Origin of the sequence: Dialister micraerophilus (genome assembly GCF_947090205.1) — a bacterium.
GTDB classification, from domain to species: Bacteria; Bacillota; Negativicutes; order Veillonellales; family Dialisteraceae; genus Dialister; species Dialister micraerophilus.
Genome location: NZ_CAMUNF010000001.1, coordinates 17,766 through 33,577 on the forward strand (window position 1 = coordinate 17,766; position 15,812 = coordinate 33,577).

General features: G+C 31.2%; 12 protein-coding genes. 1 reads left to right on the forward strand and 11 read right to left on the reverse strand.

Features of this window, described 5'->3' with window-relative positions:
* Window positions 1-67 precede the first annotated feature (67 nt).
* The 4 genes from nth to P6922_RS00110 all read right to left on the reverse strand — a co-directional run bounded on the left by nth (window position 68) and on the right by P6922_RS00110 (window position 5,714).
* Window positions 68-709: an endonuclease III gene (gene nth / locus P6922_RS00095; protein ID WP_276873328.1), complete on the reverse strand. Its 642-nt coding sequence runs from the start codon at window positions 707-709 to the stop codon at window positions 68-70.
* Window positions 709-1,623 carry an NAD(P)/FAD-dependent oxidoreductase gene (locus P6922_RS00100; protein WP_276873331.1) on the reverse strand — a complete coding sequence of 305 codons (915 nt, stop codon included), beginning with the start codon at window positions 1,621-1,623 and terminating at the stop codon, window positions 709-711. Before P6922_RS00100 ends, nth begins: the two co-directional genes overlap by 1 nt.
* 106 nt (window positions 1,624-1,729) lie before the next feature.
* Window positions 1,730-4,201 (reverse strand): leucine--tRNA ligase, encoded by a 2,472-nt coding sequence (leuS, locus tag P6922_RS00105; RefSeq protein WP_276873333.1) that lies wholly within the window; start codon window positions 4,199-4,201, stop codon window positions 1,730-1,732.
* A 91-nt stretch (window positions 4,202-4,292) separates the two neighbouring features.
* Entirely contained in the window at window positions 4,293-5,714 is a 1,422-nt protein-coding gene (locus tag P6922_RS00110; RefSeq protein WP_276873335.1) for a glycosyl hydrolase family 18 protein, read from the reverse strand.
* Window positions 5,715-5,919: 205 nt separating this feature from the next.
* On the opposite strand from P6922_RS00110, the gene lgt reads away from it, so the two are divergent.
* Window positions 5,920-6,696: a prolipoprotein diacylglyceryl transferase gene (lgt, locus tag P6922_RS00115; RefSeq protein ID WP_276873338.1), complete on the forward strand. Its 777-nt coding sequence runs from the start codon at window positions 5,920-5,922 to the stop codon at window positions 6,694-6,696.
* 51 nt (window positions 6,697-6,747) lie between these two features.
* On the opposite strand, the gene ligA is transcribed toward lgt, so the two are convergent.
* From ligA to P6922_RS00150, 7 genes are all read right to left on the reverse strand, one after another.
* Window positions 6,748-8,748 (reverse strand): NAD-dependent DNA ligase LigA, encoded by a 2,001-nt coding sequence (ligA, locus tag P6922_RS00120; RefSeq protein WP_276873341.1) that lies wholly within the window; start codon window positions 8,746-8,748, stop codon window positions 6,748-6,750.
* Between the two features lies 1 nt (window position 8,749).
* Complete coding sequence (gene pcrA / locus P6922_RS00125) at window positions 8,750-10,957, reverse strand: DNA helicase PcrA (RefSeq protein ID WP_276873344.1); 2,208 nt, start codon at window positions 10,955-10,957, stop codon at window positions 8,750-8,752.
* 75 nt (window positions 10,958-11,032) lie between these two features.
* On the reverse strand, window positions 11,033-11,974 hold the full coding sequence (locus P6922_RS00130) for a manganese-dependent inorganic pyrophosphatase (RefSeq protein ID WP_007554414.1): 942 nt from the start codon (window positions 11,972-11,974) through the stop codon (window positions 11,033-11,035).
* 97 nt (window positions 11,975-12,071) lie between these two features.
* Window positions 12,072-12,776, reverse strand: coding sequence for a TVP38/TMEM64 family protein (locus P6922_RS00135; RefSeq protein ID WP_276873347.1), 705 nt, complete (start codon window positions 12,774-12,776; stop codon window positions 12,072-12,074).
* 67 nt (window positions 12,777-12,843) lie between these two features.
* A complete protein-coding gene (locus P6922_RS00140; protein WP_276873350.1) occupies window positions 12,844-13,872 on the reverse strand; it encodes a rod shape-determining protein in 1,029 nt (342 codons plus the stop codon).
* Between the two features lie 52 nt (window positions 13,873-13,924).
* Entirely contained in the window at window positions 13,925-15,178 is a 1,254-nt protein-coding gene (gene murA, locus P6922_RS00145; protein ID WP_007554365.1) for a UDP-N-acetylglucosamine 1-carboxyvinyltransferase, read from the reverse strand.
* A 136-nt stretch (window positions 15,179-15,314) separates the two neighbouring features.
* Entirely contained in the window at window positions 15,315-15,806 is a 492-nt protein-coding gene (locus P6922_RS00150) for a CBS domain-containing protein (RefSeq protein WP_007554470.1), read from the reverse strand.
* Between the last annotated feature and the right edge of the window lie 6 nt (window positions 15,807-15,812).

The window sequence follows — 15,812 nt, forward strand, 5'->3', positions numbered from 1 at the left end:
TACAATACCAAATATATTTAACATTTGACAAATTTAAAAGAATGCACTCTTTCAAGTGCATTCTTCATTATATCTTTTTTAATGTATTGGACGGGCAGACATCACTTAAAAAACAATTTTTACAATCAGGATTTCTTGCGTGACAAAATTTTCTTCCGTGCCAAATCAACCAATGATGGCATGCAGACCACTTTTCTTTCGGAACTGTCTTTTGCAATTCCAACTCAACATCTAACGGTTTTTTGCCTTTAGCAAGATTAAGTCTATTTGATACACGAAAAACATGAGTATCTACAGCTATTGCAGGATATCCCCAAGCAACACTTCTTACAACATTTGCCGTTTTTCTACCTACACCCGGTAATTTTATTAAATCTTCAAATGAATGCGGAACTTCTCCATTGTATTCTTTCAGAAGTACATTACACATCCCTAAAAGATGTTTTGCTTTAGATTTGTATAAACCGCAATCACGGATTTCTTTTTCCAATTCGGATTGTGATAATTTTACCATTTTTTCAGGAGTATCTAATTTCGGAAAAATTCTTTTCGTTATAATATTCACACGTTTATCTGTACACTGTGCAGATAAAATAACTGCCACCAACAAAGTAAACGGACTTGTGTATTCAAGTGCGGTATTATATTCGCCGTAATATTTTTCCAATCTTTGCAATTGTATTTCTTTAACAGATTTATTTATTTTCATTACTTGCCTGACATCAAAAGATAATCATGTGCTGACAAAGCAGCGGCGGCACCTTCTCCGGCCGCTATAATAACTTGCTTATATTTATTATTTGTAACGTCCCCTGCTGCAAATAATCCTGGTATATTTGTAGCGGAATTTTTATCTGTAACAATTTCTCCTAAATTATTTCTGATTAAATTTTCAGGTACAAATCCTACATTAGGAATACCTCCGGCTTCAACAAAAATACCTTCAATTTCCAAACTTTGCAATTGTCCGTTTTCTTTATTTTTTATTATGACTGAATTTACTTTTTTATCTCCTTTTATTTCTTCAGGAGTATACCCTAGCATTACCTGAATATTTTTATATTCACTCATTCTCTTAACTAAAATTTCTTGAGCTCTTATACGACTTCTGACCAACAAATACACTTTAGGTGAAATAGTTGCCAATTCTATTGCTGCTTGAACCGCACTGTCACCGCCACCTACAATTGCAACCGTTTTATTACGATAAAACGGACCGTCACAAGTTGCACAGTAACTTACGCCTCTTCCTGTAAATTGTGCTTCTCCCGGAATATCTAAAAGTCTACTGCGTTTCCCGGAAGTTATTATACATGTTTTCCCTTCAATTACAGTTTCATCATCCAAATATGTAATAAAGTTTTCTTTTTTTTCTATTTTTAAAACTTGTGCTGTTATAAATTCTATTGAATAATTTTTTACATGAGATTCCATTTTTTCTGAAAGTTCAAAACCTGAAATTGATGAAAATCCTAAATAATTTTCTATATCATTTGTCAAAAGCATCTGTCCGCCGATATCTGTAGTTATAATCGCAACAGATAACTCTTTTCTTACTGCATACATTGCCGCATTCAAACCTGCAGGCCCGCCACCAATAACAACTACATCAAAAATTTTCATATTCCCACCCCTATTAAATCGAATTTTATCGTTGTGATAATTATATACCAGTATTTATCTTTATGCAAGAAAAACTCCTTATTACGAATAAGGAGTTTTTCACTGTTTATTTGGCTATTACAATATTAATTATTCTTTTAGGAACAACAATAAATTTCAATATCTTTTTGTCTGTTAAACATTTTTTAACATCTTCAGATTCCTGGCATTTTTTTATAATTTCTTCTTTTGTATCATTTATATTCACTTTTATTGTTGCACGTAAACGTCCATTTATTTGAACAGGCATTTCAACTTCATTTTCAATCAATGCCGAATTATCAACCTCAGGCCATAACGCAGAATGAACGCTGGACTCATTTTGATGTATATGTTGCCATAATTCTTCAGTTATATGTGGAACAAAAGGTGCAAGCAATATAAGAAGATTGCGCAAACATTCATTAACAACAGATTCGCTTACTGTGGATTCAGTTTCACTGAAATGATACATGTCATTAACTAATTCCATAATTGAACTGATTGCCGTATTAAAGCTGAATTTACCGTTTAAATCTGAAGTTACTTTAGCAATAGAACGATGTAAACGTCTTCTCAAAGCTTTTTCGTTTTCATTAAGTTCTTCACGTGATTCGGTTTTTAAGTTAATAAATCTATCTACAATAATCCACACACGCTTCAAGAAACGATAAGCACCTTCAACTCCCTTATCGCTCCATTCCAAATCTTTTTCCGGTGGCGCTGCAAACAGAATAAATAAACGTGCTGTATCCGCACCATACTTAGATACAATTTCTTCAGGACTTACTACATTTCCTACGGATTTACTCATTTTTCCGCCATCTTTAAGAACCATACCTTGACAAAGCAAATTTTTAAATGGTTCGGAATCTCTTACAAGGCCTTCGTCGTATAAAACCTTCATAAAAAATCTTGAATAAAGTAAATGTAATATAGCATGTTCTATTCCGCCTATATACTGATCTACTTGCATCCAATAATCGGATTTTTCTTTTTCGAATGGAATATTTTCATTTTTCGAATCTGTATAACGTAAGAAATACCAAGAAGAGTCTATAAATGTATCCATTGTATCTGTTTCTCTTAATGCATCTTTTCCACATTTAGGACATTTACAATTAAGGAATTCTTTATTAGTTTCAAGAGGAGACAGAGTTCCTGAAATAAAATCAACATCTTCCGGTAATTTAACAGGTAAATCTTTTTCCGGTACCGGTACATTTCCGCAATCTTTACAACAAATTATAGGTATCGGACATCCCCAATAACGTTGACGTGAAATCAACCAATCCCTCAATCTATAATTTATTTTTTTATTTCCTATATTCATCTTTTCAAGCTTATTAGTTATAGCTTCTCTGGCTTCCTTAGAATTCATACCCGAAAATTCTTCTGAATTTACAAGTATTCCATCGTCAACATAAGCTTGAGTCATATTTTCTAAGGACAATGATTTTTCATCATTTTGTATAACAATCTTGAAAGGAAGATTATATTTTTTTGCAAATTCCCAGTCACGCTGATCGGAAGACGGAACTGCCATTACTGCACCGGTTCCATATTCAAACAATACATAATTGGCTATCCAAATCGGAATTCTTTCTCCGGTAAGCGGATGTATTGCAAATTTACCTGTGAACATTCCCAATTTCGGTGCATCTTCCGCAGTTCTTTCTATATCATTTATATTTTTTACAGTATAAATAAATTTATTCAATTCATCTAAATTATCACTATCTTGAATAAGTTTTTTTACTAACGGATGTTCAGGCGCCATAACCAAGTAACTTACACCATATACAGTATCAACTCTTGTGGTGTAAACACGAATTCTGTCATTGCTTCCTTCGACATTAAAATTAAACTCGGTACCTTCGGATTTACCTATCCAATTTTTTTGCATTGATTTTACTCGCTCCGGCCAACCTTCGAGTAAATCTAAATCTTTAAGCAAACGTTCAGCATAATCAGTTATTTTGAAAAACCACTGAGAAAGATTTTTCTTTTCTACTATACTCTTGCATCTCCAACACTTTCCGTTTTCTACTTGCTCATTGGCAAGAACTGTATGACATCCGTTACACCAATTTACTTTAGCTTCTTTTTTATAAGCAAGTCCTCTTTTATAAAAAACTTCAAATAATTTTTGAGTGTGCTTATAGTAATCTTCCTTACATGTTAAAACATCTATATCCCAATCATATGAAAGTCCCAATTCCGTTTGTTGTCTTATCATGTTTTTGATATTTGAATATGTCCACTTTGACGGTGCAATACCGTTTTTAATCGCTGCATTTTCAGCCGGCATTCCAAAAGCGTCATATCCCATAGGATGTAATACATTAAACCCTTGCATTTTCTTAAAACGCGCAATAACGTCACCTATAGAATAATTTCTTACATGACCCATATGCAAATTTCCTGAAGGATAAGGAAACATTTCCAATACATAATATTTCGGTTTGTTTTCATCTATTTCAACTTTGAAAGACTTTGTATCATACCAATATTTTTGCCATTTTCTTTCAATCTCACGAGGTATATATTTTTCTTCCATTTTATTGCCCTCCATTGTAAAACTTTACATCCCAATGATATTCCTTTAAGTATAGGTTAGCAGATAAAATTAGTCAAATTCAATTTACATGTCACCTATCTTTGATTCTATTCTTTTTTCTTATTTTTTCCAATATGCTTCCATTTGAATTATTCCATATATCATATTCGGAATAATTATTTATCCATTTATTCTCCAAGTATGAATAAATATCACTGGATTCAAATCCGTATCTCCAAAATGCCAGCCCTCCAAGTTTGTATTTTTTTGCTAATTTAATTTTTTCTCCTAATGACCTTTTTTCTTCCATCCATATTTGTGCCGGCAAACCGTTTGTTTTATATATACCTTTATACTGTTTTTCTTTTTCTTGCCAAATTAAACGTACATTGTGTTTCATAATGAATTCTCTATTATTTTTTATCGTTAAAACCGAAGAAGTTGCACTTCCGTCATATCCTATCCAAGCTCGTGTATAAAATGGAATACCTAAGATTAATTTTTCTGCAGGAACTTCATTTAATAATTCCGGTATTTTCCGATTCAACCAATTATATGATGAAACAGATCCGGCATATTTACTTCCTGCAGGAGTTTCATCGTATCCCATAATTATTTGATAATCGGTAAATTCCGATAAAGCTTTTCTGTCATAGCACATACTCCAAAAATCACTTAGCGGTTCAATTACGGTTATATCAATTGATAATTTTTTGTTTCTGGCATGGATTTTACTTGATAATTCTTTTATAAAATTTGTAAATAGATTTTTATCTTCTTTATACATATTTTCAAAATCAATGTTATATCCGTCAAATCTGTATACTTCAGAATATGCCGCCATACGATTGGTAATTTCATCTATATTTTTTGAATTCTTTACAAAATCACGAGTTTTGTCCGGATCAAAATTATTATGTATCAACGGCATTACTTCCATACCTGAATCTTGAATATTTTTCAAATATGATAAAAATTCATTACTGAATACATTGTTAAAAACATTTATACTTCCCAATGTAGGAGATATTATTCTTATGCCTGCATTTTCCGTAAAAAATGCAGAATTTTGGTTGAATTCACTATCAGGATCCCATATAATCAACGGTTTTAAATTGGATTTTTCCTTTTTTAAATTAATTTGTTTATCTTTTTGTATTTTAAATGTTTTTCTTTTTAAATTGATTTCACCTTTCAAGCCTGCTTGTTTCGAGAAAAAATCGAAATCAACTAATTTTTTATTGTCTTTTATAATAATCGGTATTTCTACTTTTTCTTCTTTATTTCCAACTTTTACAATTGCAAATGTTTTATTTTTTTCTTCTTGAATTTTCCATCTACCGCCATTTTCAAGCAATTCAGGTGTAACATAAACAGTATCTTCATCTTTATAGGCGTAAAATCCTTTTAAATTTTTCCCTTCCAAATGCAATTTATCAATTGCATTTGCATTAATGAAAACAGTAAGAATCAAACTTGATAAAATTAAAATCGTATATTTTTTTATTTTCATGTTTCTCCTACCCGAAATTAAAAAATTAAATAAATAAAGTACACTTATTTTTGTAGTATATCATAGGTTTTTTATAAATAAAATTATGTAATTTATTCTTTTTTATTGCAGCTGCTATTTTATTTTGATAATATAATTTGGTAATTAAATTTAATATTTAACATATAATCAGATTTATTAAATGAAATAACTTAAAGGAGATATAATGCATCAATACCTTACATTTATAGGAAATTTTCCTATTCGTTTTTATGGTATATTTTTCTCGTTCGGCATTATAGCCGGATGTATAATTGCATATTTTTTATTAAAAAAAGAAGGACACGGTTGGGAAAAAATTTTATTTGATTTTGGACTTGTAATTTCTTTTTCCGGAATTATAGGTGGCAGATTGTGGGATGTATTTTTCTTCGATTGGCAATACTATCATAACCATCTTTTGGAAATACCTTTTATATGGCAAGGAGGCATGGCAATACAAGGTGGATTATTGTTTTCTGCAATTGCCGCATACTTTTTCTTAAAAAAACATGGTATTCCAATACTTCCTTTTGCAGATACTATATCCCCCGCAATTATTTTAGGACAAGCGATAGGTCGCATTGCCAATTTTATGAATGGAGATGCATTTGGACATCCAACCGGAAGTTCTTTCGGTTTGTTATATCCTAAAACAACATTGGCTTATAAAACATTCGGCAGTCAACCTTTATGGCCTGCAGAAGTTTGGGAATGTCAAGGTGATTTAATAATTTTTGTTTTACTTATTTGGTTCTCATGTTCAAAACGTCCTAAAGGTACTGTTTTTTGCCTTTATTTAATGCTTTATTCCATATTACGCTTTTTCTTGGAATATTTACGTGGAGATTATGCAATATTGGCATTCGGATTAAAAAGTGCGCAAATAACTTCAGTAATTGTATTTATTTTAACTTCTGTTTTTTTCATATATTTCAGTACCAAAAACAAAACTAATACTTAGAATACTGAGAAATAATAAATGCTCTGAATTCTTTTAATTCAGAGCATTTATTTATTTATTATTAATGATTTTTAAAAAATCATTTTCATTTATTATTTTTATTCCTTTTTCCCTTGCTTTTTCCAATTTGCTTCCTGCATTCTCTCCGACTATGACAAGTGTTGTAGTTTTTGTTACTGTTGATTGTAAATTGCCGCCTAATGCTTTTATTATTTCTCCGGCTTCTCTTCTTCCTATATTACTCAGTTTACCTGTTAATACTACATTATGACCTTTAAATGCATTACCTTCAGATTTTCGCTCATTTAGTTTCATTAATATTCCATGATTTTTCAATCTTTCTATTATTTTTTTGTTTTTCTCATTTTTAAAATATTTATAAATATGTTCGGCCGTAATATTTCCAATACCTGAAACGGATTTTATAGAATCTACACTTGCATTCATTAACACATCAATATCTTTAAATTTTTCTGATATTAATTCGGAACCTTTTTCGCCTAAATGTCTTATACCTAATGCAAATAAAAATTTTGACAATCCTCTATTTTTACTGTTTTCTATTGATATCAATAAATTTTTAGCACTTTTTTCTCCCATTCGCTCGATTTGTATAATATCATCTTTTTTCAATTCATAAAAATCTGCAATATTTTCAATTAAATTGTATGCCAACAAACCATCTATCACTGCAGGTCCCAAACCTTCTATGTTCATGGCATTTCTTGATGCAAAATGTATAAGGTTTTCTCTTATAACCCCACCACAATCAGGATTTATACATCTATATGCAACTTCACCTTCTGTACGATAAATTTTATGTTTACACAAAGGACACTCGGACGGCATAATAAATTTTTTCTCTTTTCCGGTACGTTTATTCTTCAAAACTACAGATATTTCCGGTATAATCTCACCCGATTTATAAATTTTTACAATATCTCCTATTCTTATGTCCTTTTCTTCTATAAAATTCATATTATGTAATGTTGCCCTTTTTACTACAGTTCCTGCTATTTGTACCGGTTTTAAATCTGCAGACGGTGTTAAAACACCTGTCCTTCCCATTGTAACTATAATATTTTCAACAACTGTTTCTTCTTCTTCCGGAGGATATTTATAAGCAATTGCCCATTTAGGATCTTTTGATGTTGCTCCTAATATATTTTGTTGTGCAAAATCGTTTACTTTAACAACCATTCCATCAGTATCATATCCTAAATGATGTCTTTTTTCTTGCCATTCATTAATAATTTCTATAACTTTTTCAATACTGTTTATCTTTTTATAATTAGGATTTACTTTGAAATGAAATTTTTTTAGCAAGTTTAATAAAGATTCTTGATTTTTAATTTCAATACCTTCAGTTTCTCCTACGGAGTATGCAAAGAAATCAAGATTTCTAGATGCCGTAACATTCGGATCCAACTGTCTTATCGACCCGGATGCCGCATTTCTGCAATTTGCAAACGGCATAATACCTGCAGCATCTCGTTTTTCATTTAAACTTACGAAACTCGATCTGGGCATAAATACTTCGCCTCTTATTTCAATATAAGGCGGTGCATTTTCAATGTACAACGGAATTGACTTTATTGTTTTTACATTTGCCGTAACATCTTCACCGACTTTACCGTCACCTCTAGTCAATCCTCGTATTAATTTACCTTCTTCATAAATTAAATTCATTGATAATCCATCAATTTTAAGTTCCGTTATATATTCTATATTATCGGTATTTAAAGTTTCTTTCACACCTTTATCAAATTCTATTAACTCTTTACCGTTAAATGCATTTGACAAACTTAACATAGGTTTTTTAAATTCTACTTTTTTGAAATCTCCGGTAGCTTTTCCACCTACTCTCTGTGTAGGTGAGTCCTGAGTAATAAGCTCAGGATATTTAGATTCAAAATCTACTAATTCACGATACATTTTGTCAAATTCAAAATCACTTATTTCAGGCTTATCCAATACATAATATAAATAACTGTGATATCTTAATTCTTCACGTAATTTTTTAACTTTTGAAATTATTTCATTTGTTATCATTTTATGCCTTCTCAATCGGTGCGAATGCCACCATAACTTGACGAATTTTATTTCCTTTAAATTGCAATTTAAGCATCATATCTTTACCCTTGCCACTTACTTCTACTACTTTTCCATTTCCCCATAATCTATGTTTTACTATATCTCCAACTTTCCAATTATAATTGTTAGAAGAATTTCTTTTAGGAAATTTATTTCTTATACCGGATTCCGACAATGCATATTTACTTTTAATATTATCAATAAATCTGCCATTTGAATTATATTGATAGCATGAATTATTTCTTTTCACTTCTTCTATTAAATCACCGGGAATTTCTTCTAAAAATCTACTTTCTTTAAATGGCTTTAATTGTCCGTACATTGTCCTTATATTCGAACTTGTAATAAATAATTTTTCTTTAGCTCTAGTAATAGCTACATAACACAATCGCCTTTCTTCTTCCAATGCACTTTCGTCCATAAGTGAACGTACTCCCGGAAATATACCTTCATCCATTCCTGCTAAAAAAACAAAGGGAAATTCCAATCCTTTGGCACTGTGAACAGTCATTAACGTTACTTTATCGTTTACAGTTTCATAGTTATCTACATCATTAACAAGTGCAACTTTTTCAAGAAAATCGGAAAGTGTTCCGTCAGGTTTTTCATTTATAAAATCTTTTGCAACAGATAATAATTCTCCTATATTTTCTTCTCTGCTTTGACTTCTCGGATCATTAGATTCATGTAAAGCCGCAATGTATTCTGTTTCTTTTAAGACCATATCAATCAATTCAAATACATCACATTGAATTGATTCATTAACTAATTTAAATATTAATGCACTGAATTTTTGTATTTTTTTCTGGACTGATTCCGATAATGAAGATTCTTCAAGCATAATCAAGGTTTCAAATATTGATATGTTTTTATCTTTTGCAAAATTTAATAACTTTTGTACGGTTACACTACCAATACCCCTTTTAGGAACATTTATTATACGTAATAATGATATATCATCTTTATAATTTGATATTACTTTCAAATATGCCAAAATATCACGAATTTCTGCACGATCATAGAAACGTGTCCCTCCTACCATTGTATATCCTATACCTTTTTTAACAAGGCTTTCTTCAAGAACACGTGATTGTGCATTCATTCTGTACAAAATAGCAAAATTCCCATAGCTGCAATTATTTTTATCATGTTCTTCTTTTATTGTATTTATAATAAAATCCGCTTCTGCATGCTCATCAGATGCTTTATATCTTTGTATTAAATCTCCCTTGTCGTTTTGTGTCCACAAATTTTTTGAAGGCCTGTCTATATTATTCTTTATTACTGAATTTGCTGCGTTTAAAATTGTTTTTGTAGATCTGTAATTTTGCTCAAGTTTAATAATTTCAGCTTGTGGATAATCAGATTTAAAATCAATAATATTTTTTAAATCTGCACCTCTCCAAGAGTAAATACTTTGATCCACATCACCTACTGCACATATATTACAATCTTCACCGGCAATATATTTTGCCATCAAATATTGTGCATGATTTGTATCCTGATATTCATCAATCAAAATATATTTAAACCTTTTTTGCCACTTTTCTCTTATATTTTTTTCATATAGCATTTCAGTTGTTAATTTAAGCAAATCATCAAAGTCTAAAGCATTATTTTGTTTCATATATTTATCATATAATTCATACACATCGGAAATTTTTTCATTATAAAAGTTTCCACTGTTTTCATAACGAAATTTATTTGGTCCAATTAATGAGTTTTTTGCAGCTGATATTTTAAATTGAACTTGATTTACTTGAAACATTTTTTCATCCAAATTCAGTTCTTTTAAAATATTTTTTAATAATTGTTTTGAGTCGTCAGAATCATAAATAGTAAATTTACTTGTATAAATTCCGCCATTTTCAATTTCTCTTCTTAAAAACCTTACACCAAATGAATGAAATGTATACATCCAAATTTTATTCGCTATAACACCAACTAAATTTTGTACTCGTTCCTTCATTTCTTGTGCAGCTTTATTTGTAAAAGTAATTGCTAAAATTTCTTCCGGTTTTATACCGTTATTCAGCATATGCGCTATACGACAAGTTAAAGCTTTTGTTTTTCCAGATCCTGCACCTGCCATAATAAGTACCGGCCCATATAAGTGTTCTACAGCTTTTCTTTGCTGCTCATTCAACGAGTTTAAATATGTATCCATTTTACTCCTTTGTATCTAAAAAATAAGACTCATATATGACTTGATAGTCATTATGAGTCTCACTTTATTTAATTCCTATTCATATACCTTAATAAGAAACGGTGCTACTTGTTTCTTTCTGGACATAACTTTTTCCAATAAAATCGCATTATTTTTTGATTCTTTACCAAATGCTTTTTCAGCAAAAGATTTAGCCCCTTCAGTAAACCATAAATCAGTATTTTCAGTAAGAATGTTTGTAACCATCAAGAAAGATGCAACATAATTTTTTTCAATTTTTCTTGCTTCCAAAATTTTCATTATTTCAGCTTTTTTTGCTTCAATAGGTGCTTCATCCATAACTGAAATTTGTCCTATTGTAAATACTTTATCACCTGCACTAAATTCTTTGGAATCATTATTTGCTAATTTTTCTGGTGGATAATCCGATATATCCGCACCTGCTCTGAGCATTTCCATGCCATATTTTTCATAATCTACACCGGCAATTTTTGCAAGTTCAATAGCTGATTGTTTATCTTCGTCTGTTGTTGTAGGTGAACGGAATAATACGGTATCTGAAATAATAGCAGAAAGCATCATGCCGGCAGCTTCACGAGAAGGCTTTACTCCATGTTGTTTATATAAACCGTAAACAACTGTATTTACGCATCCTACAGGACGAATCAATATAAAAATCGGTTTTAATGTTTCAAAATCTCCAATTCTATGATGATCTATAACTTCAATAATATCTGCGTCTTCAAATCCGTCAATACACTGTTTTGATTCATTATGATCTACTAAAATTAATTTTTTCTTTTCTTCATCAGGACTTTTTCTTGCTACAGATTTTACATATACAGGCGCTTCCACTCCGAAATAATCAAGTGCAAAACGTGATTCTTTATTAATTTCTCCTGCACAAATCGGTACAGCTTCTACACCTAATTGTCTCAACAAGTATGAATAACTTACTGCTGCACCTATACTGTCCGTATCAGGAGACTTGTGCCCGACAACATAAACCTTACTCATTAAACATTCTCCTCTCTACATCAAACGTAAAATTATTATTTATATTTTACTCTATAGTTTTAAATCATTCAATAGAATCAACGACTGTTATATAAAATTAACACTTATTTTTCTCTTGCTTTTTTTTATTTTTCATATATAACCAAATCAATCCGTAAACAATACCTACTACAATTATAATTACAGCCAATCTTAGTTGATGCTCTTTAAAAGTAACTATATCATGTCCTAATACAACTTCCAATAAAACTGACGGAAATTTACCTATCAAGCTTCCTAATAAATGTTCATAAAATGTCATGCTTGATAATGCGGATATTGCAGTAACCAATCCGTTAGGCATATAAGGTATTGCCCGCGCAATCATAACAGCTTTCCATGACTCATAGGAATCTAATTTGGTCAAAGTTTCACTTTTTTGAATAATGGTCTTTGCAATATTTCTAAAAAGCGTTCTCATTATAAAAAAAGAAATCATGACTCCGGTAGTTTCAGCCAACCATGATATAACAGTTCCCCAAAAAATACCGAAAATCAAACCATTTGCCGTTGATAAAAATATAGAAGGCAAAAATCCCACTATATTTATTATTACATCTATAAAGAAACTTACAAAAACCGCCCATATACCAAAACTTTGTAGATATACAACAGTTCCCTGAAGGTTTCCATCTTTGGATAATTTTATAATTGTTGAATAAAAAGTCGGATCGGCAATGTGAATACCGCCAAAAAGTAAACATAATAATATTATTAAAATAAATCGAAATTGTTTTTCCCTTTTCTCTTCATTTTCTCTCATAATTCACGACCTGGTAGTTAAATTTTAAAATAAGTAAAAGGAATGCATATGCATCCCTTTTATTTTACTAATGCAAATCTTGTAATGAATCACGAAATAAATGCATATATTCCAAAGCTTTACCTGCACCTATAGCATTAATATAGGAAGGCTGATTTATTACATAAGTTGAAATACCTGTTATATTACCTATCATATTGCTCAAACCTTTTAATTGTGATAAAGCACCTGACATGATTATACCGTCATTTTTTATATCAGATAGCAAAACAGGTGGCGTCTGCTGTAATACATTTATTATTTGTAAAAACACTTTGTTTAAAATTGAACTTAAAGCTTGGTATATGTCTTTTGAAGTTACAGAAATTCTTACCGGCAATCCTGTATCGAGTGATTGCCCTGATACTTCCGCTGTTCTTTGCGCATGATCTAATTCCCAAGTAACACCAAGTGTTATTTTCAGTGATTCTGCTGATTTTCTACTTATATTAACACGATATTGTTTTCTTATATAAGATATAATGGCTTGATCCATATAAATCCCGCCATATTTTAATGAATCACTTATAACTATTCCGCGTTTGGATAAAACTGATATTTTAACAGATCCTCCGCCGAAATCTATCAGGAAAAACCCTTGACAATCTTTTCGTTTATTTTTTATCCCCATTAAGGTAGCTATAGGTTGATCAATCAAAACAGTTTTTCTTACTCCCATTGCAACCGAAGCTTCAAGAAGTGCACGTTTTTGAACTTTACTTATGCCCGGTGGTACGCATATAAGTAATCTCGGATGGAAAAATAATCCTTTCAAATATGAATAACTCATAATTGAATTCAATAAGTACGTAACTGCTTTATAATCAACTACAACACTATTTCTTACAGGATAAATCAAATTTATACCTTGAGGTGTACGTCCTTCCATCTCTTCGGTTTTAGTTCCATAAGAAAAAAAATCATTTTTATTTTCTTGCTTGGCCACTACAGATGATTCAGAAAAGATAATACCTTTTTCTTTTAAATATACCACCATATTCGATGTCCCTAAATCAACGCCTATATTTTCAGACCCGAATGATCCAAGCCAATCCATAAAAGTATATTTATCTAATTGAAATTTGAATTTATTGCTTAATATTTTTTTCTTATTCGACACGAGAAATTTCAGCCCCTAAGCCTTGTAACTTTTCAACTAAATGATCATATCCTCGATCAATATGATGCAACTCACCTATTTCAGTTTCTCCATGTGCCGCCAAACCTGCAAGTACAAGTGCAGCACCTGCTCTCAAATCTGTTGCGCGAACAAATGCACCATTTAAGAAAGGAACGCCTCTAACCGTTGCGCATCTTCCCTCAACTTGAATAGATGCACCCATACGTCTTAATTCACCTACATGCATAAATCTATTTTCAAAAACAGTTTCGGTAATCTTGCTTTCACCGTTACTTACTGTCATCAATGCCATAAATTGTGCCTGTAAATCTGTAGGAAATCCGGGATAAGGCATAGTTTTAATATCGGTTGAATTTATATTTCCATCACTAATTACACGGACACTATCTATATCTTTTATTACCTTTACACCTGCTTCAGAAAGTTTAGCCAAAAGAGGTTTTAAATGTTCCGTTAAAACATTTTCAATTGTTACATCGCCGCCCGCCATTGCAGCAGCAATCATATACGTTCCGGCTTCTATACGATCCGGAATAACTGTATGCGATATTCCCTTAAGTTCTTTAACACCCTCAATACGTATAACATTTGTTCCTGCACCTTTTATGTTTGCACCCATACTTGATAAAAAAGTAACAAGATCAACTATTTCAGGTTCTTCAGCAGCATTTTCAATAATTGTTCTTCCTTCAGCAAGTACTGCTGCCATAAGTATATTTTCAGTAGCTCCTACACTAGGAAAATCTAAATATATAGTTGTTCCTTTTAACCCTTGAGGTGCATATCCTTCTACAAAGCCGTTTCCTACAGTTATTTTTGCACCTAATGCCTCAAACGCTTTTAAATGCAAATCAATAGGACGACTTCCAATCATACATCCTCCGGGTAAAGCGATTTTTGCATAGCCCATTTTAGAAAGAAGAGGACCCATAATCAAAAAAGATGCACGCATACGGCTCATCAATTCATAAGACGCTTCCGATTTATTAAGACCTGAAGCATCAAATGTAAGGCTGCTACCTTGCTTTTTTACTATTACACCTAAAGATTCCAAAACGCTGCAAATAGTTATTACATCATCTAAATCTGGAACATCAAGCACTGTAGCAGGTGTTGAAGGCAATAACGTCGCCACAATAATAGGCAAAACTGCATTTTTTGCGCTTGATACGCGTACGGATCCATGTAAAGGTTTTCCACCTTTAATCAATAATCTTTCCAAACGAATCACTCCTATATATTTCAAATAATTATTTTATTTAAATTTTACTATTTTAAATCTTAGGTAATCATAGCAAAATTAATATTCAAATTCAACAAAATAAATAAAAACACCGAATATATAAAAATGATTAAATTTATTTTTCAGATTTTTCATCTTTCTCAGAAGATGCAATAACTTGAAGAATGTCATGTCTTGTAATCATACCTACTAATTTATTCGGAGATTCAACAACAGGTACACTTTTTAAATGCTCATCAATCATTAAAGTAGTAACAGTTTCCAAATTAGTGTCAGGAGCAACACAGTGCACATTTGTTGTCATAATTTCAGATGCTTTGGTTGCAAGCAATTTTCTAAATGAACTTGCAAATCTTCCATAGCCCCAATAATAGACTCCTGCCCCTAAAACATCCATATATTGAGGTACATACGGTCTTACCTTTTTATAAAGTAAATCTCCTTCCGATATAATTCCGAGTAATGTATTTTTTTCCCCTACAACAGGTAATGCACTTACAGGATGTTCTACAAATATTTTCACCAAATCATGAATATTTATATCTGCAGAAACTGAAATAATATCTTTAGACATGAAATCTTTTGCTAAATATTGTTTTATTCCCATAAAATC

Coding starts and splice junctions, on each gene's coding strand:
- nth (WP_276873328.1), bottom strand. CDS start 709: ATGAAAATAAATAAATCTGTTAAAGAAATACAATTGCAAAGATTGGAA.
- P6922_RS00100 (WP_276873331.1), bottom strand. CDS start 1,623: ATGAAAATTTTTGATGTAGTTGTTATTGGTGGCGGGCCTGCAGGTTTG.
- leuS (WP_276873333.1), bottom strand. CDS start 4,201: ATGGAAGAAAAATATATACCTCGTGAGATTGAAAGAAAATGGCAAAAA.
- P6922_RS00110 (WP_276873335.1), bottom strand. CDS start 5,714: ATGAAAATAAAAAAATATACGATTTTAATTTTATCAAGTTTGATTCTT.
- lgt (WP_276873338.1), top strand. CDS start 5,920: ATGCATCAATACCTTACATTTATAGGAAATTTTCCTATTCGTTTTTAT.
- ligA (WP_276873341.1), bottom strand. CDS start 8,748: ATGATAACAAATGAAATAATTTCAAAAGTTAAAAAATTACGTGAAGAA.
- pcrA (WP_276873344.1), bottom strand. CDS start 10,957: ATGGATACATATTTAAACTCGTTGAATGAGCAGCAAAGAAAAGCTGTA.
- P6922_RS00130 (WP_007554414.1), bottom strand. CDS start 11,974: ATGAGTAAGGTTTATGTTGTCGGGCACAAGTCTCCTGATACGGACAGT.
- P6922_RS00135 (WP_276873347.1), bottom strand. CDS start 12,776: ATGAGAGAAAATGAAGAGAAAAGGGAAAAACAATTTCGATTTATTTTA.
- P6922_RS00140 (WP_276873350.1), bottom strand. CDS start 13,872: ATGGATTGGCTTGGATCATTCGGGTCTGAAAATATAGGCGTTGATTTA.
- P6922_RS00150 (WP_007554470.1), bottom strand. CDS start 15,806: ATGGGAATAAAACAATATTTAGCAAAAGATTTCATGTCTAAAGATATT.